The following is a 21,735-nucleotide window of genomic DNA, read 5'->3' on the forward strand; positions in this document are numbered from 1 at the left end:
CTCCCTGGTCGTGTCCCTCCCCGTCGTCATCGGCTTCACCATCCTCCAGCGCTATCTGGTCGCCGGCCTCACCGCCGGCGCCGTGAAGGGCTGAATCCCACAGGAGCGCCCCATGTCACTCAGCCGCCGCAACATGCTCAAGCTCGGCGCGTTCGGCACCGTCCTCGCCGCCTGCGCCCCCGCCACGAAGGAAGCCGCACCCGCCGAAGGTCTCAAGGACGACGGCGTCAAGGAGTTCCCGCTGACCAGCTGGGCCTACAACGAGGCCGTCACGAAGGAGCCCCTGCAGGCGGCGATCGACAAGTACGCCGCCGCCAACGCCGGGACGAAGATCAGCACGCCGTCGTACCCGTACAACGACTACCTCAACCAGGTCCTGCTGCAGGTGCAGGGCGGCCAGCTCACCGGCGCGGTCCAGCTCGACGTCGCCTGGCTCGCCACCCTCGCCGCCACCGGCAAGCTCCTGGACCTCAAGAGCGTCGCCGCCGGCCAGGACTACGCCGCCGCCCCGCTCGCGCTCGGCCAGTCCAAGGGCGTGCAGTACGGCCTGCCGTGGACCACCGCCGGCATCGGGCTCATCAGCAACACCGAACTGCTGACGAAGGCCGGCGTCACGAGCGCCCCGAAGACGATCGCCGAGTTCGAGGCGGCGCTTACCGCCGTCAAGGGCCTCGGCGGCGGGGTGGTGCCGTGGGCCGGCATGACGAAGGTCGACCAGCTCAAGGACATCATCCCGTGGCTGTGGGAGTTCGGCTCCCCGATCGTGGAGAACAACAAGGTCGTCATCGGCGACGACCCGTCGGTCGAGGCGCTCACCTGGTACAAGAAGCTCTACGACCAGAAACTCATCGCCCCCGACGTCAACCGCGTCGACGCCCGCGCCCTCATGTCCCAGGGCAAGACCGCCTTCTACGAGGACGCCATCGGCGGCCGCGCCGCCGTCACGAAATCCTCACCCGACAAGGACCTCGGGACGAAGATGGTCCCCGTCGCCCGGCCGGTCACCAAGCCCGGCGACAAGCCGCGGCACCTCGCCTGGGGGCAGATCATCGTGGTCGTCAACGGCGCCGGCGCGGCCGCGGCCGCGAACTTCGCCAGGACGATCACCACCGACACCGGCTACTCGATCCCGTGGTTCACCAAGGCCGGCCTGCCGCCGACCACGACCGCGGGCCAGGCCGCCCCCGAGGTGCGCAACGACAAGTTCGCCACCGACTTCACCAGCCAGATCGGCGCCAACTCCAGCGCCAGCCCGTTCTGGATCTACCCGCAGTTCTCGCAGATGGAGAAGGTCCTGGCCGAAGAGGTCCAGGCCATCCTCATCGGCAAGAAGACCCCGAAGGACGCGCTCATGGCTGCCCGTGACCGGATGAACGCCCTCATCAAATGACTCTCACCATCGCCTCCGTCGAGGCCATCGCGCTCGCCGCGCCGTTCGCCGCGCTCTACGACACCGTCCCGGACTGGCTCACGACCCCCGCGTCGAGCCACCGGGTCCTGCCGCGGCTCGGCCAGTACACCACCCTCGTGCGGATCCGGACGGTCGACGGCCTCGAGGGGATCGGCGAGTGCTACGGCCTGCCCGAGCCGCGGGTGACCGCGACGATCGTCGGCTCGCTGCTGGCGCCGATGCTCGTCGGTCGCGACGCGGGCGCGTCGGAGGCGCTGTGGGAGCTGATGTTCGGCGCGCAGTCCGGGGCGGGCCGGACCGGCGGGTTCTACCTGGAGGCGATCAGCGGCGTCGACCTGGCGCTGTGGGACCTGCGCGGCAAGGCCGCCGGGCTGCCCGTCCACCGGCTGCTCGGCGGGCCGGTCCGCGACACGGTCCCGGTCTACGCCAGCCCGATCCCGTTCCTGCCGGACGTGGCCGAGTCGGCCGAGCGCGCCCGCGCGTTCCTCGACGAGGGCTTCCGCGCGATGAAGCTGAAGCTCGGGCGCGGCGAGGCCACCGACCTCGCCCACGCGTCGGCGGTCGTCGACGCCCTCGCCGGCCGGGCCGCGCTGCACGTCGACCTCAACTGCGCGTACGACGTGAAGACCGCGATCCGGCTCGGCCAGGCGCTCGACGGCCTCGGCGTGCGGTGGCTGGAGGAGCCCCTGGCGACGGACGACGTCGCCGGGCTCGCCGAGGTGCGCGCCGCCGTCCGGATCCCGGTCGTCACCGGTGAGAGCGAGTTCAGCCGGTACGGGTACCGCGACTTCCTGCTCGCCCGCGCCGTCGACGTGGTCATGCCCAACCTGGCGCGGGCCGGCGGGATCACCGAGGCGCGGCGGATCGCGGCGCTGTGCGACGCCTTCCACGTCACCGTCTCCCCGCACGGCGTCGGCTCGGCGGTCGGGCTCGCCGCGGCGCTGCAGTTCGCCGCCGCGACCCCCAACGTGCCGATCTACGAGTACAACCGGCTGCCGAACCCGCTGCGCGACGACCTCCCGGTCGAGAAACCGTCTCTAGTGGACGGTGCGCTGGCGGTGCCGCGGGGGCCCGGGCTCGGCGTGACGCTCGACGGGTCGCTCATCGAGAAGTACGAGGTGTTCCGGGCATGACACTGGCGATCGTGACGGGGGCGGCGGGCGGCATCGGCTCGGCCGTCGCGGCCCGCCTGCGGGCCGACGGGTATGACGTCGCCGGCATCGACAGGGCGCAGGCCGACCTCACCGACCCCGCGGAGGTCGAGCGCGCCTTCGCCGGGCTGGGCGCCGCCGGCGTGCTCGTCACGTGCGCGGGCCTCACCGAGGGCGCGCCCGTGCACCGCACCGAGCCGGCCGACTGGCACCGGGTCCTGGACGCCAACCTGACATCCGCCTACCTGTGCGCCCGCCAGGTCCTGCCCGGCATGATGGCCGGCGGCGAGGGCGTGATCGTCACGATCGGGTCGGTGCTGGCGCACGCGTTCGCGCCGGGCCTGCCCGCGTACGCGGCGGCGAAGGCCGGGCTCACCGCGTTCACCCGCCAGCTCGCCGTCGACTACGCCGCCCACGGCATCCGCGCCGTGAGCATCGCGCCCGGCTGGATCCGCACCCCCGCGACGCAGTCCCGGCTCACCGACCCGGGCGACGAGACACGCCAGCGGGAGGCGCACCTCGGCCGTCTCGGCACCCCCGAGGACGTCGCCGCCGCGGTGTCCTATGTGGTCTCACCGGCCGCGGCCCTGCTGACCGGGGCCGAGATCGTGCTCGACGGCGGCGCGTCGGCGGTACAGGCGGCGAGCCTGCTCCGTCCGGCCCCGCGCAAGGCCCTGGGTCTTCCGCCCCTGCGGGAGCCCGACTAGCAACTTCGAACGAGGAGGTCCACCGCCATGGCACTCACCCGTCGCTCCACCCTCGGCCTGGCCGCATCGGCCGGCGCCGGGGCCGTCCTCGGCACCGCCGCCCGCACGCGGCCCGCATCCGCGGCCGCCGCCGACTACGTCATCCGCCACGACCAGCCCCGCCAGACGATCTGGGGGCTCGGCGTCGAGCTGCAGTTCGACTCGATCGGCTCCGGCAACAACGGGCTGCCCGAGGCGACCACGTCGGTGCCGCACGACCTGGTCGCCGAGGAGCGCACCCGGCTCTACCGGGACATGCTGAAGGTCCGCCCCGACCGGGGGTTCCGCTACTGCCGGCTCGCCCTCGGCCTGTACCTGCGCGGCCTGACCGCCGACCGGAAGAACATCGTCGGCCGGTGGCCCGAGCAGATGGCCGAGATCCGCGAGCTGATCCAGCAGTCCGGGATCGAGGGCGTCGCGGCCGAGTACTGGTCGCCGGCGCCCGGCTGGAAGTCCACGAACAGCTACATCGGCGGCACGCTCGCCTCGACCACGCCGGCGGCGCTGGACCAGTTCGGCGACGCGCTCGTGCGCGACATCGAGTACCTGGAGGCGAACGGGATCCCGGTGAAGATGTGGGGCCTGCAGAACGAGCCGCACCTGACCAACCTGGCGTATTCGGCGTGCGGCTACTCCAACGAGCAGTACTACGCCGCGTTCAAGGTCGCCGCCGGGAAGATCAGGGCGCGCCGGCCGGACATCCACATCCACGCCGACTCCAACGCCGGGCAGAACGGCCGCGGCGGCGCGCTCATCCGCGCCGACGCCACCGCGCTGTCCTATGTGGACGGCTGGAGCTGGCACCGGATCGGCGCCGACAGCAACGAGCAGCTGACCGCCGGCGCGTTCACCGGCAACGCGGCCGGGAAGGCGGTCTACAACAACGAGTTCGAGTACCTGTCCGGCGGCACCAGCGACTGGCGGATGATCAACACCGCGCAGTCCATCATGAACTGGATGACGTTCCAGAACTCGCCGACCTGGTTCTGGCTGCACGCGCTCAAGCCCACGTACAACACGGAGGCCGCCGGCTACTCGCTCGGCTTCTGGCGCCCGTACGACGACAACGACTTCACGAAGTACGCGAACATCGCCAAGGGGCACTGGGACTACAACCGCCAGAACTGGCACGCCGTCGCCGGCTTCGTGCAGTACCTGCCGTGGAACTCCGTGCGCCACCAGGTCGACGAGGGCACCGTGCGCCAGGACCAGCGGATCATGGCCTGGAAGACACCGCAGGGCAAGCTGGTCTTCGCCCTCACCAACCGGGGCGCCGCATCCGTCTCGTACACCGTGGACACCGGCTCGGCGAGGGCCTTCCACGGTCAGCAGTACACGCCGTCGCAGTACAACGCCGGCCTCGGCGACAAGACCGGCCCGGTCCTGGCGGTGACCCTGCCGCCGAAGTCCATCCAGTTCTGGATCGAGAAGGTCTGACAGCGCGCGAGCGTCCACCCGCCAGCGCCGGCGCGCGCGAGCGTCCACCCGCCAGCGCCAGCGCACGCGAGCGTCCACCCGCCAGCGCCGGCGCGCGAGCGCCCACCCGCCAGGGTCGCGATCGGCGCCCTGCACCGCCCCGGCAACGCCTCAGCAGCCGAAAAGGTTGTATCGGATAGGAGTCTGCGAATCTTCGCGGACGTCGATACTGTTTCCGGCACAGGCGCCCTGACGGGGAGGGTTGTGCTGGTGGAATCGCTTGTGCTCAAACAGGATCCGGTCCTGTCCAACATCGCTCTGGTCGCCGCGGCGACCGCCGGCGTCGTCGCCCAGGGCGGCTTCTACCCGCCGGGCAGGATCCTGGTGACCGTGCTGGCGGCGGTCGCGTTCGGCCTCGCGCTGCACGCCCGCCGGGACCTGCTCACGGGGATCGTCACGATCCTCGGCACCGCCGGTGCCGTCGTCGCGTGGGCGCTGCTGCGGGGCGTCGTGAGCGGCGGGCTGCCGGTCGTGGCCGCCGTCGCGGCGAGCCTCGCCACGCTCGTCGGGGCGCTCGCGGCGGTGCGCCTGACGGGGCCGGCCGCCCGGCAGTGGCTCATGTCGGGCCTGGCCGGGCTCGGCACGCTGGTCGCGGTGACCGGCTGGGCCGGCGTCGCGTGGCGGCTGGAGCGCTGGTCGGTGCTGGTCGAGTCGACGCTGTGGCGCGCCGCGTCCACGCTGACCTACTCCAACGCCGCGGCGGGGATCCTCGCGGTCGCCGCGCTGCTGGCGCTGGCGCTGGCGATCGACGATCCGGGCGTCTGGTGGCGGCCCTGCGCCGTCTACCTCACGCAGGTGGGGCTCGCCGCGACACTGAGCCGGGCGGGTGCGCTCGCGTTCGCCGCGGGGCTGGTCGTGCTCGCCGCCGCCGCCGGTGCGCGAGCCGTGCTCCGCCATGCCGTTCCGGCCCTGCTGGGCGCGGCGGTGGCCCTGGCGTCGCTCGTCCCGTCGTTCCCGGCGGACGCGTCGCCGCGGCCGCTGCTCGCGATCGGCGGCCTGGTCGCCGGCGCCGTGGTGGCGCTGGTCCTGCCGCGGCTGCACGCCCTCGTGCCGCTGGCGGCCGGCGCGGTGCTGGCGGCCGCGGCGCTGCCGAGCCTGCGGCACGTGCCGGGGCTGGACGCGCTGCTCGCCCGGCGGGCGACCCTCGCCTCCCGGGGGCGCTCCGGGGCCACGTCCTCGGCGCTGGACCTGGTCGCCGCCCACCCGGTCGCCGGCAGCGGCCCTGGGCAGGGGCGGTACTTCTGGATCGACCACACCGGACAGCTGGTCGTCAGCCGGTGGGTCCACAACGAATACCTGCAGTGGCTCGTCGACCTGGGCGCGATCGGCCTCGTGCTGCTGCTCGCGTTCGTCGCGGCCCTGATCCTGCACGTCCGCGCCGGCAGGCGGGCCGGCGTGCCCGACGCGCTGTGGGCCGGGGCGGTCGCCGCCATCGCCGCGCTCGCGCTGCACAGCGCCTTTGACTTCCTGTGGGAGCTGGCGGTCGTTCCGCTGCTCGTCGGTGTCCTGGTGGGCATCGCGGGGCCCTCCCACGGCGAAGAGTCCGCACCATCACCCAACGGGGAGGTAACACCATGAAGGTCACCAGGTCCAAGCTCGGCGTCGCCGCGCTCGCGGTCGGCGGGGTGCTCGCGTTCGCCGTCCCGGCCGGCGCCGCGGTCAACCTGCAGTCCGAGTCGCCCGGCACCGGGACCGTGAAGATCGCCAAGCAGGCCCAGCTGAAGGCGAAGGGCGCGGCAACAGTCGTGACCCTGAACGTCTCGTGCCCGGCCGGCTGGTACTTCAGCGCGTACGCCAGCGTCACGCAGGCCGTCGGCAACATCACCACGGGCGGCAGCAACCACACCGCCGAGGCCACCTGCACCGGCTCCACCCAGAAGGTCAAGATCCCGGTGACGGCGTCGCCGGCGCCGTTCAAGCCGGGCGTCGCGTACGCCATCGGCGAGATCCAGGTCCGCAACCCCTACTACCAGTACTTCTACGCCAACACGGGCCGCGAGATCGTCAACGTCCAGTCCTGACGCGAGGGCGCGCCGGTCTTCCGGGGCCGGCGCGCCCGAAGGCCAGGCCGGGCCACATGACGGGGCGTCGAGCAGGACGGGAACGGGGGACCTGCTCGACGCCCGCGGTCGCATGAGCGCGACGTCTCCGGAGGCTGCGAGGCGTCGCCGATCCACCCGCGGGCCGCGGGCGCCGGCCATCCGTGGCGCCGGCCATCCGTGGCGCCGGCCATCCGTGGCGGCGGGCCATCCGTGGCGGCGGCCGTGTCCGAGCCGGCTGCCGCTGGAGGCCGTGGTCGTGGCCGCCGCGGTACGCGGGCCGTTTGGCTCAGCCGTGGCCCTCCGCCGCCGAATTGGTGGTTGAGGACGGTGTCGGGTGGAGGTTGCCAGGGCGGTGGGAGCTGACCGGCGGACGAGGCGGTGGACCGCCGCGCTCGGGGTGCTCGGCGGCCTGTACGCGCTGACCCTGGCCGGCGTCCTCGTCGCGCTCGGCAGCGGGGGTGCCCCGATCGACGCGCCCGCCGGCGCCGGCAGCCTCGTGGCCGGCGCGATCGGCCTGGTCTGCGCGGTGTGCGCGGCCCGCCACGACTGGCTCGACGAGCGGACCCGGCGCGCTTGGCGCTTCATGGCCTTCGGCTACGGGCTCGCGCTGAGCGTGCCGGTCATCTTCACCGTCACCGGCCCGGAGCCCTTCCCGTCGCCCCGCGACGCGGCGCACCTGGCGTTCGTGCTGGTGCTGCTGTTCGCCGTGCGGGCGTTCCCGTCGCACGCCGCGAGCCGCAACGAGCGCCACAAGCACATCCTCGACGCGGCCACGGTCGTCGCCGGCGCCGCCATGACGATGTGGTACTTCGTGGTCGGGCCGTACCTCGTGGCGAAGGGCGCCTCCGCCGGCGCCGTCGTCGCGGCGGCCGTCCGCCCCGCCGCCGACCTCGCCCTGCTGTTCGCGCTCACCCAGGTGCTCCTGCGCGGCGCCGACCCGGCGTCGCGCCGCCCGCTGGGCATCGTGGCCGCCGGGATGCTCATCCACACCGCCGGCGACGGCTACCTCGGATACCTGCAGGCCCACGCCGGCCAGGTCGAGCGGATCGCCTGGCAGTTCGTCTGCTGGTGCACGGCCCACTTCCTGCTGGCGGCCGCCGCCGTCGAGCAGAACCGCCGGGCGAGCCGGCGGGCCGCCGACCGCGGCGGGCCGTGGGCCGGCCGGACCAGGATGCTGCCGTACGCCGGGATCGGCGTCGGCTACGCGTTGATGATCCTCGCCGCGGTGCGGCAGGAGCAGGCGTACCCGTGGGCCGGGCTCGTCATCGGCGCGTCCGGCATCACCGGGCTGGTCGTGCTGCGCCAGGCGCTCGTGCAGCAGGAGAGCCGCGAGATGGCGGTCACCGACGGGCTCACCGGCCTGGCGAACCGGTCCCGCGTCCACGAGGTCCTCGGCCACGCCCTCGCCCGTGGCGAGCGGACCGGCCGGAGCACCGCCGTGCTGCTGCTCGACATGAACGGCTTCAAACAGGTCAACGACGCCCTCGGGCACGAGGCGGGCGACCGGCTGCTGGTCGAGTTCGGCGAGTTGATGCGCCGCAGCGTGCTCGGCGGCGACCTGGTCGGCCGGCTCGGCGGCGACGAGTTCGCCGTCGTGCTGCACGACATCGACCGGGTCGACCACGCCGTCGCCGTCGCCAGGCGGATCGCGGCCGCGGCGGAGCAGCCGTTCGGCGACCAGACGCCGCGCGCGTCGGTGAGCATCGGCGTCGCGGTCGGCGCCCCCGGCGAATGCACGACCGATGAGCTGCTGCACCGCGCCGACCTCGCCATGCAGCAGGCGAAGCGGCGCGACGGCGGCACCCGCTGGCAGTGCTGGGACCGCAGCCTGAGCGACGAGGCCGAGCTGTCGCTGGAGCACGAGCTGCGCGGCGCGATCGCCGGTGGGCAGCTGCGGCTGCTGTACCAGCCGATCGTCGCCCTCCCGCACCGCGAGATCGCCGGCGTGGAGGCGCTCGTCCGCTGGGAGCACCCCAGGCACGGGCTGCTCGTCCCGGAGACGTTCGTGCCGCTCGCCGAGCGCGCCGACCTGATCGAGGACCTGGGCCGCTGGGTGCTGGAGCAGGCCTGCGCGCAGGCGAAGGCGTGGCAGCGGCGGGTGCCGTCGCTGCAGCTCAACGTCAACATCTCGCCCCGCCAGCTGGACAACCAGGGCTTCACCCGCGAGGTGCTGGAGATCCTCGACCGGACCGGGTTCTTCCCCGGTCACCTGGTCCTGGAGGTGCCGGAGAGCGCGGTCGCCGGCGGCTCCGCCGAGGGCGGCGGACACACCGCTGAGGCCGCCCCGACCGCGTCCGCCGTGGGCGGCGGACACACCGCTGAGGCCGGCCCGATCGCGCAGCTGGAGGGGCTGACCACGGCCGGGATCCGGGTCGCGCTGGACGACTTCGGCACCGGGTACTCGTCGCTGCGCTACCTGACCCGCCTGCCGGTCGACGCGCTCAAGCTCGACAGCTGCTTCGTCGCGGAGCTCGACGGCACGTCGAAGGGCTCCGCGGTCGCGCAGGCGGTGCTGCGGCTCGGGCAGATGCTGCACCTGGACACCGTCGCCGAGGGGGTCGAGAGCGAGGCCCAGGCGCGCGAGCTGACGCTGCTGGGCTGCGAGAAGGCCCAGGGCATCTACTTCTCCGGCCCCGTCCCCGCCGCCGACCTGGAGCGCCAGCTCCCGGCGGCCGCGCCGCGCGCCTGACAGCGGCGGCCGTGCCGCGCGCGTGACAGCGGCCGTGCCGCGCGCGTGACAGCGGCCGTGCCGCGCGCCTGACAGCGCTCCCACGGGACAGTAGCGGGTTGCCGCGCTGCGAGTGATACTCGTCGCACCATGCGTGACTCAGTGCGTCTTCGTGCGGCCGTCGCACTCCTCGCCGCCGCGGGGGCGGTCGTGCTCGGGGTGACCGGTGCCTTCCCCGGGGCACTCGCGATGCTTCCCTTGGCGGTGGCCGCCGCCGCCGGGGGCACCCTGCTCGGCCTCGCCGCCACGGCGATCTGGCTGCCGGCGGCGCTTCTGCTGGTGTGGCTGCTTCCGGGCTCCGGCTCCGGCGGTGGTACGGGCGGCGCCGCGGCCGCCGGGCCGGAGCCGCACCCGGCCGTCGCTGTCGCGGCCGTCGCCGCCGCCGGGCTGCTGCCGGTGCTCGCCATGCGGGTGCGGCGGGCGTGGACCGCGCGCGGCGAGCGGATGCGGATCGAGGCGCGGGCCGCCGCCGCGGCCGCCGAGCGCGCCCGGCTCGCCCGGGAGATGCACGACTCGCTGAGCAAGACGCTCGACGCGATCGCCCTCGGTGCGGCCGCGCTGCCGGGCACGCTCGCCGAGCCCGACCGGGCCAGCCGGCTGGCGGCGACGCTGCGCGACGGCTCGCTCGACGCGGCCCGCGACGCCCGGGTGCTCATCGACGAGCTGCGGTCCAACCCGGCCGACGCGCCGCTGTCGGACGTCGTCGCCGCGATCGGGCGGGAGTGGTCGGTGACCAGCGGCGTCGGTGTCATCCTGCACAACGCCGACGTCGACGCCGCCCCCGAGGTCGGCATCGAGCTGTGCTGGATCCTGCGCGAGGCGCTGCGCAACGTCGCCGCGCACGCGGGGGCGGAGCTGGTCGCGGTGACGCTGACCCGGGCCGGCGGCGAGGTGACCCTGGAGGTCCGCGACGACGGCACCGGCTTCGCCGTGCCCGACGACCTGAGCGTGCTGCAGCGGGCCGGCAGCCACGGCCTCGTCGGCATGCAGGAGCGGGCCCGGCTGTGCGGCGGGACGCTGACCGTGTGGTCCCGGCCCGGCGGCGGCAGCCGGGTCACCGCGGTCGTCCCCGCCGAGCCCGCGCCGCTCGCGGCGCCGCCGTCGCGCCGGCTGCGGCTGCTCGTCGGCGCTGCCGCGGCGGCCCTGCCGGTGGCGCTGGTCCTGCCCTTCACCGGGGGAGCGGCGAACCCGCCGCGCGGCGCCGCCGGGCTTCCGGCCGGCGTCGGCGGGCCGTCCGCCGGGGCGCTGCCCGCGGGTGCCGGCCCGTCCTTCCCCAATGGACAGACGTCCGGGTCGCCGGGCGGTGCGCCGTCCCGGTCGGCGGCGGTGGCGTCGCCGACCGCCGCTCCGGCCTCGCCGAAGACCCCGAAACCGTCCGTGAGCGGCACGTCCGGCCCCCTACCTCCGCCGGGCGTCGGGGGATCTACCGGTACCGACGCCGCAAACGCCTGCAGAGTGCGTTACTCCAAACGCAATGAATGGAACCCGGGCTTCGTCGCGGACGTGGTCCTCACCAACACCGGCACGCGGACGATCGACGGCTGGTCGCTGCGGTTCGAGTACTCGTCGGGTCAGCAGCTGATCAGCTACTGGGGCGCGATCGCGACCCAGACGGGCGCGGCGGTCGTCGTCGAGGACGGTGGGGTCAAGCCGACCGTGCCCGCGGGCGGCACGGTCACGTTCGGGCTGCAGGGCACGTGGCAGGGGGCCAACCCGGCGCCGACCGTCTTCACCCTGAACGGCGTTCGGTGCGGCTGAGCCACTGCACGATCGCCTCGGTGCGGTTGTTGACGCGCAGCTTCAGGTAGATCTGGCTGACCCGGTTGCGGACCGTCTTCTCCGCCAGGTCGAGGCGCACGGCGATGGCCGCGTTGGGCTCGCCGGCCGCGATCAGCTCCATGATCTCGTGCTCGCGGCGGGTCAGCGGCTGGTGCAGCAGCGCCGGTGCCCGGTCGGCGGTGCGGTGCTGCACGTGGTCGACCACGATGGACAGTGGCACCGGTGAGAGCCGGCTGTGCCCGTCGGCGGTCGCGCGGGCCGCGTCGAGCAGGTCCGCCCGCGTGTACTGGCCCTCGACCAGCAGGCTGCGCGCGCCGGCCCGCAGCATCGGCACCACGTCGCCGGGCACCACCGCGAAGGCGACCACCAGCACCGGCGGGCGCGGCGGCGGCAGCGTGGCGAGCGCGGTCAGCTCGCGGATCGGCGCGTGCGTATGCAGCACGACGAGGTCGGCGTCGATCCGCCCGCCGTTGAGCACGTGCAGCAGCGGGCGCACGTCCAGCGTGCCGGCGCACGGGCGCAGCAGCTCGGCGAGGCTGTTACCGGTGGAGCTGATGACCAGGACCCGCATGCCGCCACGACACCACGGGCGGGCCGGGTTGGCAACGTTTCCCGAAACTCTCGCCGGGCGCGTCCGCCCTGGTCGGCAGCTGCGGAAGCGGTTCACACCCAACGGATTTGGGTGCGGCGAGCCCGAAACTCAGGTGTCCCAGCGCCGGATCGCGCCGGCCCGGCTGGTGACGCCGAGCTTGGCGAAGATGCGGTTCACATGGTTCTCGACCGTCTTCGACGAAAGGACCAGGGTCGCGGCGATGTCCCCATTGGACAGTCCGCGGGCGATCAGGTCCATCACCTCCGCCTCGCGCTGCGACAGCCCGTGCCGCGGCGGCGCCTGGCGCACGGCGGCGACCAGCACCCGCGCGGCGCTCGGCGACAGGTGCGACTCACCGGCGGCGACGGCCCGGACCGCGTGCAGCAGCTCCGCCGGGCCGAACTGGCCGTGCACCAGGAACCCGATCGCGCCGGAGCGCACGGCGTCCAGCACCGTGCGGTCGTCGGCGCTGCGGGTCAGCATCAGCACCCGGCTGTGCGTGCTGATCGCCCCGACGACCGACAGCCCGTCGCGGACCGGCATGCGGTGGTCGAGCAGCGTCACGTCGGGCCGGTGCCGGCGGGCCAGCTCGAGCGCCTCGGCACCGTTGGCCGCCTCCGCGACGACGGTGATGTCACCGGTGAGCATCTCCCTGATGACCGCCCTGACCACGCTGTTGTCGTCGGCGATGAGGACAGTGGTCAATGCCGGGACCTCCTTGCGCGGGTCCCGGCGTGCCGCGGGACAAGCGTGCCAACGATGTTCGCCATTGTTTCGCGACGGTGCCGACATGCTTACGCTACCCGTCACCGGGAGCGCTCCCACGCGTGCCGCCACCTCGTGGGGGTGCTCCCGCTTGTTCTGGACCGCCATCTGGAAGGAACGTCAGCATGCGCCTCCATCGCAGGTTGCTGGCCGCCGCCGCGGCCGCGCTGCTCGTCCCGCTCGCGCCGTTCGTGTCGTCGAGCCCCGCCACCGCCGCCGACACCGCGGACTGGCTGCACACCGCCGGCAACAAGATCGTCGACAGCCAGGGCAACGAGGTCTGGCTGACCGGCACCAACTGGTTCGGCTTCAACGCCACCGAGCGCGTCTTCCACGGCCTGTGGAGCGGCAACATCACCGAGATCACCAGGTCGATGGCCGACCGCGGCATCAACATCGTCCGGGTGCCGATCTCGACCCAGCTGCTGCTGGAGTGGAAGGCCGGCCAGGCCGCCGTGCCCAGCGGCGTCAACACCTACGCCAACCCCGAGCTGGTCGGCAAGACCACGCTGCAGGTCTTCGACTACTTCCTGCAGCTGTGCCAGCAGTTCGGCATCAAGGTGATGCTCGACGTGCACTCCGCCGAGGCCGACAACTCCGGCCACATCTACCCGGTCTGGTGGAAGGGCTCGATCACGCCCGAGCTGTTCTACCAGGGCTGGGAATGGGTGATCGACCGGTACAAGACGAACGACACCCTGGTCGCGGCCGACATCAAGAACGAGCCGCACGGCAAGTGGTCGGAGTCGCCGCGGGCGAAGTGGGACAACTCCACCGACCAGGACAACTTCAAGAACACCTGCCAGGTCGCCGGCAACCGGATCCTCGCGAAGAACCCCAACATGCTCATCCTCTGCGAGGGCATCGAGATCTTCCCGAAGAACGGCACCAACTGGACCTCGACCGCCGAGGCCGACTACTACGGCAACTGGTGGGGCGGCAACCTGCGCGGCGTCAAGAACTACCCGGTCAGCCTGGGCAACCACATCGTCTACTCGCCGCACGACTACGGCCCGCTGGTCTTCGAGCAGCCGTGGTTCCAGAAGTCGTTCGACAAGGCGTCGCTGACCGCCGACGTGTGGCAGCCCAACTGGCTCTACATCCACACCGACAACACCGCGCCGCTGCTGGTCGGCGAGTGGGGCGGCCGGCTCGGCCAGGACGCCCGCCAGGACAAGTGGATGTACGCCCTGCGCGACACCATCATCGAGAAGCGCATCAGCCAGACCTTCTGGGTGCTCAACCCCAACTCCGGCGACACCGGCGGCCTGCTGCTGGACGACTGGAAGACGTGGGACGAGGCCAAGTACGCGATGCTGAAGCCCGCCCTGTGGTCCTACCAGAACAAGTTCGTCGGCCTCGACCACAACGTCAAGCTCGGCGCCGGCGGCATGAGCCTCAACGACCGCTACGGCGGCGTCAGCGACACCGTCGCGCCGTCGGTGCCGACCGGGCTCACCGTCGCCGGCACCACCGGCACCAGCGTCTCGCTGACCTGGACCGCGTCCACCGACAACAGCGGCTCCGTCGCCGGGTACGACGTCTACCGCGGCGCCACCAAGGTCGGCACCTCGGCCAGCGCGTCCTTCACGGACACCGGCCTGACGCCGGGCACCACGTACAGCTACACCGTGCGGGCCTTCGACGCGGCCGGGAACGTGTCCGCGGCGTCGGCCGCCCGCACCGCCACCACGTCGACCACGCCGGTCGACACCACCCCGCCGTCGGTGCCGGGCGGGCTGGCCGTCACCGGCACCACGACCAGCAGCGTCTCGCTGGCGTGGAACGCCTCGACGGACAACAGCGGCAGCGTCGCCGGGTACGACGTCCTCCGCGACGGCGCCAAGATCGGGAACACCGCCTCCCTGACCTTCACGGACACCGGGCTGACGGCGAACACCACGTACAGCTACACCGTGCGGGCCGTCGACGCGGCCGGCAACGCCTCGGCGGTCTCCGCCGCGGTTACCGGCAGGACCGCCGCCAACCCGACCGGGGTGGTGCGGGTGCAGTACCGCAACAACAGCGTCCCGACCAACGACCAGGAGATCAAGCCCGGCCTCCAGGTCGTCAACGGCGGCACCGCGCCGCTCGCGCTGAACACCGTCGCGGTCCGCTACTACTTCACCCGTGACGGCGGCACCTACGCCATCTGGTGCGACTGGGCCGCCGTCGGCTGCGGCAACCTCGCGACCCGGGTCGTGAACCTGCCGTCGGCGGTCAACGGCGCCGACGCGTACATCGAGGTCACCTTCACCGGTGGCAGCGTGGCGCCCGGCGGCAACAGCGGCGAGATCCAGCTGCGGGTCAGCCGCACCGACTGGCAGCAGGTCAACGAGGCCAACGACTACAGCCGCGGGGCGGGCACGTCCCTCGCGGACGCGGCCACCGTGCCGGCGTTCATCGGCGGCTCCCTCGCCTGGGGCGTCGTCCCGGCCTGACGTGCGACCTCACCACGGGCGGGCGGCGCGGCCTTCGCGTCGCCCGCCCGCGGGCACCGGTCCGCTGGACGCCCTGCCGTCACTGCCCGGCCGACTGTTCGCGGCGGCCGCTCCGGCACCGTGACGGTTCAGTAGCGCTCTTCGTACGCCTGACGCGAGCCACACACGGAGGCGCGGCTGCACGAGCAGCGGGACCCGTCGGCGTCCATCCGCACGGTGACGGAGTCGCGCGGCACGCTGTGCCCGACGACCCGGCCCTCGCCCGACGGCGTGGACACCCGCGTGCCGACGGCCGGCGCGGTGGCCTGGAACTGCTGGTACAAAGGATGCTCGTACTTGAGGCAGCACATCAACCGCCCGCAGGCGCCGGAGATGCGCAACGGGTTGAGCGGCAGGTCCTGGTCCTTCGCCATCCGGATGGTCACCGGCTCGAAGTCGTTGAGGAACGTGGCGCAGCACAGGTCGCGCCCGCACGAGCCGATGCCGCCCTGGACGCGGGCAGAGTCGCGGGCGGACAGCTGCCGGAGCTCCACCCGGCAGTGCAGGGTGGCGCCCAGGTCCCGCACCAGCGAACGGAAGTCCACCCGATGAGGTGCGGTGAAATAGATCGTGGTCCGCGCGCCCTGCCCGCCGGTGCTGTCCAGCACGTGGTCCACTGCGACGACCTTCATCGGCAGCTCGTGATCGCGGATCAGCTTCTTCGCGGCGACCTTCGCCTCGGCCTTGCGCTTGCGCAGCAGCTCGTCGCGGCGCAGGTCGGCGTCGCCGGCCATGGCGACCAGCCGTGGGAAGCCCTCGGTCTCCTCGCTGACCCACTGTGCGGCCCAGACGCACTCCGCGACCTCGGGTCCGTCGTCGGTCGGGACCAGCACCCGGTCGCCCACTTCCGGGCGGAACTCGCCGGGGTCGAAGTAGAACAGCCGCCCGTAGCGATTGAAGCTCACCGCGCACAGCATGCCCATGGGTGCACAGTAACGCGGCCCGCTGCCAGTTCCATATGGCCTGCGGCTTTCTCGGTCAAAAGTCCATTTTGACTCTTTAGGGGGGCTCCGTAGCTATTCCAACTACTTCGTCGTTACTAGTGCGGATGAGCCCGCAAACTGGGCCGTAACTCCAGCCGGAAAGGGCTCGTTGGGGGCAGCAGTGGCACGCCCCCCGGCGAGCTACCCCCGTACTCCCGGTCTCGGAGGACCTCAAGCATGACGTCTCCTGTTGCTTCCGCACGCCCAAAAACAGCCCGGACCCTCACCGCCCTCGCCGCAACGGCGATCGTCGGAGCGCTGAGCCCGGTCGCGTTCGCGGCGCCCGCGGCTGCGGCACCGGCCGACGCGGCCTGCCCAGAGGGCTTCGGTGCCACCGCCGCCAGCAACACGCTCGCCCTGGGCCGCGTCGATCTGCGCGCCGCCGGCCTGTCCGGCACGGTCCTGCCCGAGCTCCGCGTCGCCACCACCCACTCCGGCATCGCCGGCGGGAGCCTGCGCGCCGCCGCCGACGCCCGCTACCTGCGCAGCAGCGGCGACCTGCCCGCGGGGGTGCTCGGGCCCAGGGCGTACCAGCAGGCGCCCCCGACCCACGACCAGCCCGACGTCGTGAACGTCGCCGGCGTCGACCTCGGCGCCCTGCGGCTCGGCACCGGCGGCCTGCGCGCCCAGGCGTCCTGGAAGAACGCCGGCCGCTGCAGCACCGCCGACGGCCCGCGGGCCGCCGGTGAGGCGAAGCTCGCCGGCATCACCGTCCTGCCGGGCCGCAACGGCCGCGCGCTGCTGCGCATCAACGCCGTCGAGAGCGCCACGGTCGCGGGCGTCGACTCCTCGGGCAGCCGCCCGGCCGCCTCCGCCACGGCCACCGGCGGCATCGCCGACTTCAAGCTGCTCGACAACGGCCCCACCGCCATCGGCGTCCGGGTCGTCAGCCCGCCGACCCTGCGCGTCCTCGCCGGCGGCAAGAAGACGGTCGACTACACCGCCCCGGTCCTCGAGGTCACCATCCCCGGCCAGGCCCCGGTCCGCGTCTCGTCCGCGGGGTCCCACGTCGACGTGGTCGTGCCCGTCGACGCCGCGAGCGCCGAGGCCGCCGCCGACCTGGCCCGCGCCGAAGGCCTGCCGCTCCTGGCCGGCATCCCGCTGCTCGACCTGCTGACCGGCATCACCTCCACGGTCTCCGGCGTGGTCGGCGGCGCCACGGCCGTCCTGCCCGGCGCCGACCTCAACAGCCTGCTCGGCGGCCTGCCCGGCCTTCCCGTCGTGGGCGGCCTGCTCGGCTCCGCTTCCCCGGCTGCCCCCGCCGCCTCGACCGAGAGCACGGCTCCGTCGAAGCGTGGCGTGGTCGTCCTGCGGGTCGAGCTCGGCGTGGTCGAGAAGCAGTTCAGCTCCACCGGCGTCTACGCCAAGGCCGCCTCCGTCCGCGTCCAGCTGATCGCCCGCAACACCTGGAAGTCCAGCGGCGGGTACGGCCACGGCGACTCCGGCCCGGCCGACAAGACCGCCCTCATCGACCTGGGCATCTGCACCCTTGAGGCGGCCGCCGCGGCCCCCAAGGCGCCCGGCACCCCCACCAAGAGCCCCGGCGGCGGCTCCGGCGGCTACGGCCCCGACGACGACGATGACGACGACGGCTACGGCGGCAGCAACGGTGGCGGCTCCGGCGGCGGCAGCGCCGGCGGCGGCCTCCCGGTCACCGGCAACAACGTGGCCCTGATGCTCGGCGGCGGCGTCCTCCTCATCGTGGGCGGTCGACTTCTGCAGATCCTGGCGCGCCGCAGGGCCGCCTGAGACCCCTTCGCCGCCCGTGCAGCGTCGCTCGCTTCTTCCCCAGCGAGCCCGCTGCCCGGGCGGCGCTGTCTGTACTGACCTTCCGCCCCACCGCTGCGTAGCGGGTTCCGCGAGGACTCTCACCCGCACCGCCTGCGCGCTGTGCCTGCGCGCTGCGCTCGCTTCGCGCTGTGCTGGCTTCGCGCCCGCGGTGCGGGGTGGTGGCTTCGTGCCCGCGCGCTGTGCTCGCACCGCCTGCGCGTTGTGCTGGCTGCGTGTCCGCGGCGCGGAATCGTGGCTTCGCGCCCGCGCGCAGCATCTGCCGTGCGCCCATCGCCGCACCATCACGCGAGCCGGCCGGTCTCGCCTTGCTGCCCGTGATCCGGAAGCGCGTCCCGCCCGCACTCTCCTTCCCGTGATCGAAGTCGTGTGGTGGTCGTTTGGGCGGTCACGGCTGTCCTTGGATCACGGGCGGGGTGGGGTGGTGTGGGGGTGGTGGGCGAAGCGTTGGGTCGTGGCTGTGATCGAAGTCGTGTGGTGGTCGTTTGGGCGGCCACGGCTGTCCTTGGATCACGGGTTGGGCGGAGGGCGCGGTTTCTTCTGCGGCGGATCGGTAATTCGGAGCTCCGGACGACCGGTCCGCTGCATGAACAGCACCGGGTGGGTCAGGCGGCGAGGGTGGTGGGAGCGTGGAGGCGGCGGAGCGCGGCGGCGAAGTCGGTGGCGGCGGTGGCGACGCGTTCAGCGCCCAGGATGGCCTGCTCCCAGGTGCCGCAGAGGCCGGAGTTGAACTCGATCTGCACGTCGCCGTCGTCGACCAGGAGGATCAGGTCGCCTTCGTCCTCGGTGAGGACGGCGCGGATGGCGCGCAGGTCGAGGGTGACGATGGGGAAGAGATCGTCGTCGTCCATGGCCGGCTCCGGTCGGTCAGCTGCGCTACGGACATGAAGTGGGGTGCGGCGCCGCGCGGCTCGCAGCGTCGTGGTACGACGCCGCACCCCTGCTGGTGGCACGGAACCGGACCGCCCAGCCCGGCCCCGCGCCTGGCTCAGAGTGTAGCCGAGTGGCCATAAGGCCACAACATGTCCGGCCGATAGACCTTCATATGGTCGCGTTCATGATCTCCCGCAGTTCGGGCCTGGCTCTGTATCTGCAGGTCGCGGACGCGATCCGTCAGAAGATCAACAGCGGTGAGATGGCTCCCGGAAGCCTGCTGCCCTCGGAGAAGTACCTCGCCGAGGAGTACGACGTCGGCCGCGACACGATTCGCGACGCCATGGCGTACCTGCGCGGTGAGGGGCTTGTGGAGAGCAAGCGCGGCTACCGCAGCCGTGTGCGGTCCAATGCGCCGCGGGAGCGGATCTGGCTGCACCAGGGCGAGGTTCTCTGGGCCCGCATGCCCACCCCGCAGGAGAAGAAGGAGCACGGCCTCGGCGACGGCGTGCCCGTCCTGGTCGTCGGCGACAAGTCGTTCCCCGCGGACCGCTTCGAGTTCGGTCGCGAATAGCCGAAGCCGCGAGTCGCCAAAGCCGCGAAACGGCCAAAGACCGCGAATGGCCCAAAGACGCGAATAGCCGAAAAGCCGTGAAATGGCCGAAGGTCGCAAGCGGGCCGAAAGCCGCAAACGGTCGAAGGTCGCGAATAGCCGAAACCGGCGACGAAAGCAAATCCGGCCGTAACGCGGATCACCCGTTAATAAGTTGGTGAACCTCGGCCCGCGAACCGATGCTTGTGGCAAGCAAGTATCGCGACGCAGGGGCGGGGATCCGTGGACGACGACGCCGGGCTGGCCGAACACGCCGCCATCGGGCGGCAGGTGGGGCGGTTCATCCGCCTCTCCGAGCGGTTGTTCGCCACGCTCAAGTGGAGTGACGCGGGCCGTGGACTGGAGCGCCCCGCGTACGTGCTGCTGAGCCGGATCGCGGTCGACGGGCCGTTCCGGATGTCGGCGCTCGCCACCGAGGTCGCGCTGGACCTGTCCACGGTCAGCCGGCAGGTCGGCGCGCTGGAGGCGGCGGGGCTGGTGCGTCGCGCGACGGACCCGACCGACCGCCGCGCCAGCCTGGTGGAGGTCACCGACCTCGGCCGGGACGTGTTCGCGGAGAACCGGGCCCGTTGGCTCGCCATGTGGCAGGAGCTGCTCGCCGGGTGGACGCCCGAGGAGCGGCAGATCTTCGCCGCCCTTTTCACGCAACTGAACCAGACGCTGGCCGAGAAGCTGCCAGGGACAAGCTCCGAAAGGGACGCTCGATGACCACCGTCGCGCCGCCGGAACAGGCCCGGCCGCAACTCGCCCATCGGCAGATCATGCTGCTGATGGGTGGCCTCATGACCGGGATGCTGCTCGCCGCGCTCGACCAGACCATCGTGGGCACCGCGCTGCCGACCATCGTCGGTGACCTCGGCGGGCTCGACCACTACTCGTGGGTCGTGACGGCATACCTGCTCGCCTCGACCGCGTCGACCCCGCTGTACGGCAAGATCAGCGACCTGTACGGCCGTCGCCCGGTCCTGCTGTTCGCGATCTTGACGTTCCTGGTCGGCTCGCTGCTGGCCGGCCTGTCGCAGGACATGACCCAGCTGATCGCCACGCGCGCCCTGCAGGGCGTTGGCGCCGGTGGTCTCATGACGCTCGCGTTCACCATCGTGTCCGACGTCGTCGCGCCGCGGGAGCGCGCCCGGTACCAGGGACTCTTCGGCGCCGTGTTCGGCATCTCCTCGGTGGCCGGCCCGCTCGTCGGCGGCTACTTCGCCGAGACGGACTGGCGCTGGATCTTCTACATCAACGTGCCGCTGGGCGTGTTCGCGCTGTTCGTGTGCAGCCGGGTGCTGCGCCTCGTCCCGCACACCCGGCGGGACCACAAGATCGACTACCTGGGCGCCACGCTCATGGTCGCGGCGGTCAGCGCCTGGCTGCTCGCGCTGTCGTGGGGCGGCAACGAGCACGCGTGGGGCTCGCCCACCATCCTCGGGCTGTTGGCCGCCGGTGCGGTGCTGACCGCGCTGTTCATCGTCGCCGAGGGCCGCGCCGAGGAGCCGATCCTGCCGCTGCGCCTGTTCAAGCGGGCGACGTTCACCCTCGCCAACACCGCGACCTTCATCCTCGGGTTCGCGATGTTCGGCTCGATCATCTATGTCCCGCTGTACCTGCAGATCGTCAAGGGCGCTTCGCCGACGCGTTCGGGCCTGCTGATGCTGCCGATGATGGCGGGCGTCATCGTGACCTCGATCGTCGCCGGGCGGGTCATCAGCGGGATCGGCCGGTACAAGTGGTTCCCGGTCGCCGGCACCGTGATCATGGGCTCGGGGCTGCTGCTGTTCACGACGCTGCAGGTCGGCACGCCGCTGTGGCAGGCGTTCATCTACATGACCGTGATCGGCGTCGGCCTCGGCATGGCCATGCAGCCGCTCATCCTCGCCGTGCAGAACGCGCTCGACCTGCGCGACATGGGCGCCGGCACGAGCGCCGCCACGTTCTTCCGGTCGCTGGGCGGCTCGGTCGGCGTCGCCGCGCTCGGCGCGCTCATGAACAACAAGCTGTCGGCGCAGATGAGCGGCATGAAGGGCGTGTCGATCAACTCGCCGGCCGAGGTGCGGAAGCTGCCGGCGCAGCAGCTCGAATTCGTCGAGCACGTGTTCGTCAACGCGCTGCACCCGGTGTTCCTCGCCGCGGCCGTCGTCGCGTTCGTCGGCACGGTGATCGCCATCGCGCTGCCGGACAAGCCGCTGCAGGGCGGGGCGCCGCAGCAGACCAACAGCGAGGAAGCCGCGGCCGACATGGAGGCCAAGGCAGCGGCGTTCTGACAGCGACCCCGGAGCTACTCGCCAGTAGCTCCGGGGTTCCGTTGTGAGCC

17 protein-coding genes are annotated in these 21,735 nt (G+C 72.6%); 13 read left to right on the plus strand and 4 right to left on the minus strand.

The features are described from left to right. Positions 1 to 112 precede the first annotated feature (112 nt). The 8 genes from ACFY3L_RS46640 (at position 113) to ACFY3L_RS46675 (ending at position 11,312) form a co-directional block, all read left to right on the plus strand. Positions 113 to 1,390: an ABC transporter substrate-binding protein gene (locus ACFY3L_RS46640; RefSeq protein ID WP_389339971.1), complete on the plus strand. Its 1,278-nt coding sequence runs from the start codon at positions 113 to 115 to the stop codon at positions 1,388 to 1,390. Beyond that, positions 1,387 to 2,544, plus strand: coding sequence for a mandelate racemase/muconate lactonizing enzyme family protein (locus tag ACFY3L_RS46645; protein WP_389339973.1), 1,158 nt, complete (start codon positions 1,387 to 1,389; stop codon positions 2,542 to 2,544). The genes ACFY3L_RS46640 and ACFY3L_RS46645 overlap by 4 nt, the downstream gene beginning before the upstream one ends. Then, on the plus strand, positions 2,541 to 3,269 hold the full coding sequence (locus ACFY3L_RS46650) for an SDR family NAD(P)-dependent oxidoreductase (protein WP_389339975.1): 729 nt from the start codon (positions 2,541 to 2,543) through the stop codon (positions 3,267 to 3,269). Before ACFY3L_RS46645 ends, ACFY3L_RS46650 begins: the two co-directional genes overlap by 4 nt. Positions 3,270 to 3,296: 27 nt before the next feature. Continuing rightward, positions 3,297 to 4,745 (plus strand): hypothetical protein, encoded by a 1,449-nt coding sequence (locus ACFY3L_RS46655; RefSeq protein WP_389339977.1) that lies wholly within the window; start codon positions 3,297 to 3,299, stop codon positions 4,743 to 4,745. A 249-nt stretch (positions 4,746 to 4,994) separates the two neighbouring features. Continuing rightward, positions 4,995 to 6,362 carry an O-antigen ligase family protein gene (locus ACFY3L_RS46660; protein WP_389339978.1) on the plus strand — a complete coding sequence of 456 codons (1,368 nt, stop codon included), beginning with the start codon at positions 4,995 to 4,997 and terminating at the stop codon, positions 6,360 to 6,362. Further along, the gene (locus ACFY3L_RS46665; RefSeq protein WP_389339980.1) at positions 6,359 to 6,805 is read left to right on the plus strand and encodes a hypothetical protein; all 447 of its coding nucleotides are present in this window, start codon (positions 6,359 to 6,361) and stop codon (positions 6,803 to 6,805) included. The genes ACFY3L_RS46660 and ACFY3L_RS46665 overlap by 4 nt, the downstream gene beginning before the upstream one ends. A 373-nt stretch (positions 6,806 to 7,178) precedes the next feature. Continuing rightward, positions 7,179 to 9,515 carry a putative bifunctional diguanylate cyclase/phosphodiesterase gene (locus ACFY3L_RS46670; protein ID WP_389339982.1) on the plus strand — a complete coding sequence of 779 codons (2,337 nt, stop codon included), beginning with the start codon at positions 7,179 to 7,181 and terminating at the stop codon, positions 9,513 to 9,515. Positions 9,516 to 9,644: 129 nt separating this feature from the next. Beyond that, positions 9,645 to 11,312 carry a cellulose binding domain-containing protein gene (locus tag ACFY3L_RS46675; RefSeq protein WP_389339984.1) on the plus strand — a complete coding sequence of 556 codons (1,668 nt, stop codon included), beginning with the start codon at positions 9,645 to 9,647 and terminating at the stop codon, positions 11,310 to 11,312. Here the strand turns inward: ACFY3L_RS46675 and ACFY3L_RS46680 are convergent. Then, on the minus strand, positions 11,284 to 11,904 hold the full coding sequence (locus tag ACFY3L_RS46680; RefSeq protein WP_389339986.1) for a LuxR C-terminal-related transcriptional regulator: 621 nt from the start codon (positions 11,902 to 11,904) through the stop codon (positions 11,284 to 11,286). The genes ACFY3L_RS46675 and ACFY3L_RS46680 overlap by 29 nt on opposite strands. A gap of 129 nt (positions 11,905 to 12,033) precedes the next feature. Further along, entirely contained in the window at positions 12,034 to 12,630 is a 597-nt protein-coding gene (locus ACFY3L_RS46685) for a response regulator (protein ID WP_389339988.1), read from the minus strand. Between the two features lie 185 nt (positions 12,631 to 12,815). On the opposite strand from ACFY3L_RS46685, the gene ACFY3L_RS46690 reads away from it, so the two are divergent. After that, complete coding sequence (locus tag ACFY3L_RS46690) at positions 12,816 to 15,131, plus strand: cellulase family glycosylhydrolase (RefSeq protein WP_389339990.1); 2,316 nt, start codon at positions 12,816 to 12,818, stop codon at positions 15,129 to 15,131. Positions 15,132 to 15,259: 128 nt separating this feature from the next. Here ACFY3L_RS46690 and ACFY3L_RS46695 read toward each other — a convergent pair whose 3' ends face one another. Then, the gene (locus tag ACFY3L_RS46695; protein WP_389339992.1) at positions 15,260 to 16,093 is read right to left on the minus strand and encodes a stage 0 sporulation family protein; all 834 of its coding nucleotides are present in this window, start codon (positions 16,091 to 16,093) and stop codon (positions 15,260 to 15,262) included. Between the two features lie 237 nt (positions 16,094 to 16,330). On the opposite strand from ACFY3L_RS46695, the gene ACFY3L_RS46700 reads away from it, so the two are divergent. Beyond that, positions 16,331 to 17,902, plus strand: coding sequence for a hypothetical protein (locus ACFY3L_RS46700; protein ID WP_389339994.1), 1,572 nt, complete (start codon positions 16,331 to 16,333; stop codon positions 17,900 to 17,902). Between the two features lie 644 nt (positions 17,903 to 18,546). On the opposite strand, the gene ACFY3L_RS46705 is transcribed toward ACFY3L_RS46700, so the two are convergent. Further along, positions 18,547 to 18,792 (minus strand): hypothetical protein, encoded by a 246-nt coding sequence (locus tag ACFY3L_RS46705; protein ID WP_389339996.1) that lies wholly within the window; start codon positions 18,790 to 18,792, stop codon positions 18,547 to 18,549. Positions 18,793 to 18,998: 206 nt separating this feature from the next. Between ACFY3L_RS46705 and ACFY3L_RS46710 the strand changes: the two genes are divergently transcribed. From ACFY3L_RS46710 to ACFY3L_RS46720, 3 genes are all read left to right on the plus strand, one after another. Further along, positions 18,999 to 19,388 (plus strand): GntR family transcriptional regulator, encoded by a 390-nt coding sequence (locus tag ACFY3L_RS46710; RefSeq protein ID WP_389339998.1) that lies wholly within the window; start codon positions 18,999 to 19,001, stop codon positions 19,386 to 19,388. Between the two features lie 261 nt (positions 19,389 to 19,649). Further along, on the plus strand, positions 19,650 to 20,135 hold the full coding sequence (locus ACFY3L_RS46715) for a MarR family winged helix-turn-helix transcriptional regulator (protein ID WP_389340000.1): 486 nt from the start codon (positions 19,650 to 19,652) through the stop codon (positions 20,133 to 20,135). Beyond that, complete coding sequence (locus tag ACFY3L_RS46720; protein ID WP_389340002.1) at positions 20,132 to 21,685, plus strand: MDR family MFS transporter; 1,554 nt, start codon at positions 20,132 to 20,134, stop codon at positions 21,683 to 21,685. The genes ACFY3L_RS46715 and ACFY3L_RS46720 overlap by 4 nt, the downstream gene beginning before the upstream one ends. The last annotated feature ends 50 nt before the right edge of the window (positions 21,686 to 21,735 follow it).

The sequence above is a fragment of the Dactylosporangium sp. NPDC000521 genome (assembly GCF_042898305.1).
GTDB lineage: Bacteria > Actinomycetota > Actinomycetes > Mycobacteriales > Micromonosporaceae > Dactylosporangium.

Excerpts from the sequence above, each read along its gene's own strand:
- ACFY3L_RS46640 (WP_389339971.1), top strand. The coding sequence starts at position 113 with ATGTCACTCAGCCGCCGCAACATGCTCAAGCTCGGCGCGTTCGGCACC.
- ACFY3L_RS46645 (WP_389339973.1), top strand. The coding sequence starts at position 1,387 with ATGACTCTCACCATCGCCTCCGTCGAGGCCATCGCGCTCGCCGCGCCG.
- ACFY3L_RS46650 (WP_389339975.1), top strand. The coding sequence starts at position 2,541 with ATGACACTGGCGATCGTGACGGGGGCGGCGGGCGGCATCGGCTCGGCC.
- ACFY3L_RS46655 (WP_389339977.1), top strand. The coding sequence starts at position 3,297 with ATGGCACTCACCCGTCGCTCCACCCTCGGCCTGGCCGCATCGGCCGGC.
- ACFY3L_RS46665 (WP_389339980.1), top strand. The coding sequence starts at position 6,359 with ATGAAGGTCACCAGGTCCAAGCTCGGCGTCGCCGCGCTCGCGGTCGGC.
- ACFY3L_RS46675 (WP_389339984.1), top strand. The coding sequence starts at position 9,645 with ATGCGTGACTCAGTGCGTCTTCGTGCGGCCGTCGCACTCCTCGCCGCC.
- ACFY3L_RS46680 (WP_389339986.1), bottom strand. The coding sequence starts at position 11,904 with ATGCGGGTCCTGGTCATCAGCTCCACCGGTAACAGCCTCGCCGAGCTG.
- ACFY3L_RS46690 (WP_389339990.1), top strand. The coding sequence starts at position 12,816 with ATGCGCCTCCATCGCAGGTTGCTGGCCGCCGCCGCGGCCGCGCTGCTC.
- ACFY3L_RS46695 (WP_389339992.1), bottom strand. The coding sequence starts at position 16,093 with ATGGGCATGCTGTGCGCGGTGAGCTTCAATCGCTACGGGCGGCTGTTC.
- ACFY3L_RS46700 (WP_389339994.1), top strand. The coding sequence starts at position 16,331 with ATGACGTCTCCTGTTGCTTCCGCACGCCCAAAAACAGCCCGGACCCTC.
- ACFY3L_RS46705 (WP_389339996.1), bottom strand. The coding sequence starts at position 18,792 with ATGGACGACGACGATCTCTTCCCCATCGTCACCCTCGACCTGCGCGCC.
- ACFY3L_RS46710 (WP_389339998.1), top strand. The coding sequence starts at position 18,999 with ATGATCTCCCGCAGTTCGGGCCTGGCTCTGTATCTGCAGGTCGCGGAC.
- ACFY3L_RS46720 (WP_389340002.1), top strand. The coding sequence starts at position 20,132 with ATGACCACCGTCGCGCCGCCGGAACAGGCCCGGCCGCAACTCGCCCAT.